This window comes from Actinomadura sp. HBU206391, from assembly GCF_014323665.1.
Classification (GTDB): domain Bacteria; phylum Actinomycetota; class Actinomycetes; order Streptosporangiales; family Streptosporangiaceae; genus Actinomadura_C.
In genome coordinates this window covers 1-3616 of record NZ_JABVEB010000411.1, presented here as the reverse complement: position 1 = coordinate 3616, position 3616 = coordinate 1, and the positions used below count along the sequence as shown (strand labels likewise).

The following is a 3616-nucleotide window of genomic DNA, read 5'->3' as shown; positions in this document are numbered from 1 at the left end:
CGGTGCCGAGGCGGTCCGGCGGCCCGCCCGGGACGCCGGGCCGCCGGACACCGATCCGGCGCCGGTCGCCTCGCCCGGATCCGCCGCGGAGCCCACCCCGGCGACCGAGGCCGAGGACGCCCGTGCCGAGAAGGGCGGCGCGACGGCGGCACGCGTCCAGAGCGGCCGGTCGTGGAGATCACTGCTGCCGCCGGTGCTCGGCATGGCGACCGTGGCCCTGGGCTGCTTCGCCGTGTGGTCGGGCATGGAGGCGCACGGGCTGCGCGACGGCGCGCCGGCACGCAACACGGCACTGACCGACAACGCGCGCACCAGCGAGGCGAAGGGCCAGATCACCAGCGCGGTCAACACGCTCTTCTCCTACGACTACGCCGACCCCGCCAAGACCGAGCAGGCCGCGAAGCGCCTCCTCACCGGCAAGGCGGCCCGGCAGTACGACCGGTTGTTCGGGCCGGTGCGCCGACAGGCCGCCTCGGACAAGCCGGTGCTGACGACGACGGTGACCGACAGCGGCGTGTCGATGCTGCAGGGCGGCCGCGCCCGGGTATTGATCTTCGCCGACCAGCGGAACACGCGTACGGCGGGCGACCAGACCACCTATGCCGGCGCCATGCTCGCCGTCGACGCGGTGCGCCAGGACGGCGCCTGGAAGATCTCCAACATCGACACCCTCGGCACCCCGGGCTGAGCCGCCCCACGCGCGCTCCGTCCGTCCTCCTCCTCTCGGAGGCGGCGGGAGGCGGCGGGGGCGAGGGCTCAGCGGAAGCGGAGCCGGGTGGTGGCCTCGTCGCGCAGGACCCGGCGCAGGACCTTGCCGAGGATGTTGTGCGGCAGGTCAGGCCGGAACGCGATGGAGCCGGGCACCTTGTGGCTCGCCAGCCGCTGGTGGCAGAGGTCGAAGAGCTCGTCGACGGTGGGGGAGAGCGTGTCGGTGCGCACCACGACATAGGCCTTGACGGCCTCACCGTGGCGGGTGTCGGGCACGCCGATCACCGCGGCCTCCGCGACGGCCGGGTGACCGAGCAGCACGTCCTCGACCTCGGACGGATAGACGTTGAACCCGTCGACGATGACGACGTCGCGCTTGCGGTCGATCAGGGTGAAGAAACCGTCCGGGCTCATCGCGGCGATGTCACCCGTACGCACCCAGCCGTCCCGCAGCACCTCGTCGGTCTCCTTGCGCTGCCGCCAGTAACCGCTGAAGACCTGCGGCCCACGGACGATCAGCTCACCGGCCTGCCCCACCGGCACCGGGCGGCGGAAGTCCTCCTCGTCCACCAGACGCGCGTACGTACTCGGTATCGGGACGCCCACCGACACGTGCCTGGCGTTGCCGTCGAGCGGGTTGGCGAGGGCCACCGGCGAGGTCTCGGTCAGCCCGTAACCCTGGATCACCCGGGCGCCGGTGTTCCTGTAGAGCGCGTCGACCGTCTGCCGCGGCAGCTTCATCGCGCCCGAGACACAGGCGCGGATCTCGCCGACGCCGGCCTTGCGGGCCTTCGGAGCGTCGGCGAGCTGCTGGTAGATCGGCGGTACGCCGGGGAAGATGGTCGGCTTCCACTTCCGCACGGCGCCTAGCACGAGGTCGAGGTCGAAGCGGGGCACGAGCACCACGGTGCCGCCGGCCAGCACGGTCGAGATGAGGCACATGGTGAGGCCGAACACGTGGAAGAGCGGCACCACGGCGATCGTGACCTCGCGGCCGGGCCGGACGCCGGGGTCCCAGGCGATGGTCTGGTGGGCGTTGGCGACCAGATTCCGGTGGGTCAGCATCGCCCCCTTCGGTCGCCCGGTGGTGCCGCCGGTGTACTGCAGCGCGGCCAGATCGACCCACGGGTCGAGGAGCGCCTGCGGGCGCGGCTCGGCCTTCGCGAGCATCTCCTGGAAGGGGATCGCGCCGAACTCCTCGGGCACGGGGGCACTGAGCTCCGCGCGGATCCGCCGTGCCCTCCGCAGGGGAAGCCTGAGCATGAGCCGCTTCATCCGCGGCAGGTACTCGGTCAGCGACGTGACCACCACGCGCTCCACCGCGGTGCCGGGCAGCGCCTCGGCCACCGTCTCGTGGATCCGGTCGAGTACGACGGCCACGCGGGCGCCCGAGTCGGCGAGCTGGTGGTGCAGCTCGCTGGCGGTGTAGAGGGGGTTGTGCATGACCACCACGGCGCCCAGCCGCAGCGTGCCGTAGAAGGCGATGACCTCTTGCGGGCAGTTGGGCAGGATGAGCGCGACCCGGTCGCCCTTGGCCACGCCGAGCCGGTGCAGAGCGGCGGCGAAACGGTCGACCTGCCGAAGGAGGCGCCGGTACGTCATGCTCCGCCCGAGGAAGGCCAGAGCGGCGTGGCGCGGGAACCGGTCGGCGGCATCGTCGAGCAGCCGGGTCAGCGGGACGTCGGGCACGTCCACATCGGTCGGAACGCCGGACGGGTAGAAGCGCAGCCAGGGCCTGCTGTCATACGGGGTGGTCATCCCTCATTCCAATCCTGGCATGCGGTCAAAAGTATCCCGGATTGTTCGCCCTTCTCGGCTTCGTAACCAGTCTCAAACCATATATGCGGATGGTATGTATTACGTCACAATCCGCCATCGACACGTCACTCGACAGGTGGGCGGGTGCCGCCCGCGGCATCCGCCCGGCGTTCTTCAGCGCAGGTCGCTCAGGGCGTTCAGCGCCTCGTCGACGTCGGCGTCGGTCGTGTAGAGATGGAACGACGCGCGTAGCCGCCCGTCCCGCACCGCCGCCCGTACGCCCGCCGCCGCGAGCCGCTCGCGCGCGCCCGGCAGGTCGACGCTGACGATCGCGCTGTCGCCCGGTGGCAGGCCGAGGCCGGCGAGGAACCGGTTGGCGAGCGCGACGTCGTGGTCGTGGACGCGGTCGACTCCGATGTCGTTCAGCAGCTCCAGCGCGGGCGCCGCCCCGACGTACGAGAACCAGGCGGGGGAGGTGTCGAACCGCCGCGCCGACTCCGCGAGCCGCAGTGGCGGCCCGTAGTAGGCGTGTTCCTCGCCCGCGTACCACCCGGCCTGCAACGGCCGCAGCCGGTCGCGCAACGCCGGCGCCATGTAACAGAAGGCGGCGCCGCGCGGTGCCATCAGCCACTTGTACGCCGCGCACGCGAGCACGTCGTACCGGCTCGCGTCGACCGGCAGCCACCCGCACGCCTGGGTCGCGTCGGCCACGACCAGGGCACCGTGGGCGCGGGCCGCCTCGATGACGTCATCGGCGGGCGACGGCTCGCCGGTCGCCGACTGCACGACGCTGAAGGCCACCAGATCGACGCGTTCGTCGATCGCGCCGACCAGCTCATCCAGCGGCACCGTGACGATCTCCACGCCACGGTCTGCGTGCACGAGCCAGGGGAACAGGTTCGACGTGAACTCGATCTCGGGCACCACGACCCTGGCGCCGTCCGGCAGCCCGGCCGCGACCACCGACAGCAGGCCGGAGACGTTGGCGCCGATCGCGACGTCACCCGCCCCGACGCCGACGAGGCGGGCGAAGCCCGCGCGGGCCCGGGCGATCGAGCCGTCCCAGCCCTCCCACGAGACGGCGCCGCGCCGCCATTCGTCCAGTGCCAGCTGCAGGGCCGACCAGGCCGGCCGGGGCGGCAGGCCATAG

The 3616-nt window shown here is 72.2% G+C and carries 3 protein-coding genes; 1 reads left to right on the top strand and 2 read right to left on the bottom strand.

Annotated elements, in window-relative coordinates; genetic code table 11:
* The coding region (locus tag HKK72_RS37450) for a hypothetical protein (RefSeq protein ID WP_187239133.1) at positions 1–688 on the top strand (688 nt) is incomplete at its 5' end.
* A 68-nt stretch (positions 689–756) separates the two neighbouring features.
* On the opposite strand, the gene HKK72_RS37445 is transcribed toward HKK72_RS37450, so the two are convergent.
* On the bottom strand, positions 757–2466 hold the full coding sequence (locus tag HKK72_RS37445) for an AMP-binding protein (protein WP_187239132.1): 1710 nt from the start codon (positions 2464–2466) through the stop codon (positions 757–759).
* A gap of 174 nt (positions 2467–2640) precedes the next feature.
* On the bottom strand, positions 2641–3616 hold a 976-nt coding region (locus tag HKK72_RS37440; RefSeq protein WP_187239131.1), incomplete at its 5' end, for an aminotransferase class V-fold PLP-dependent enzyme.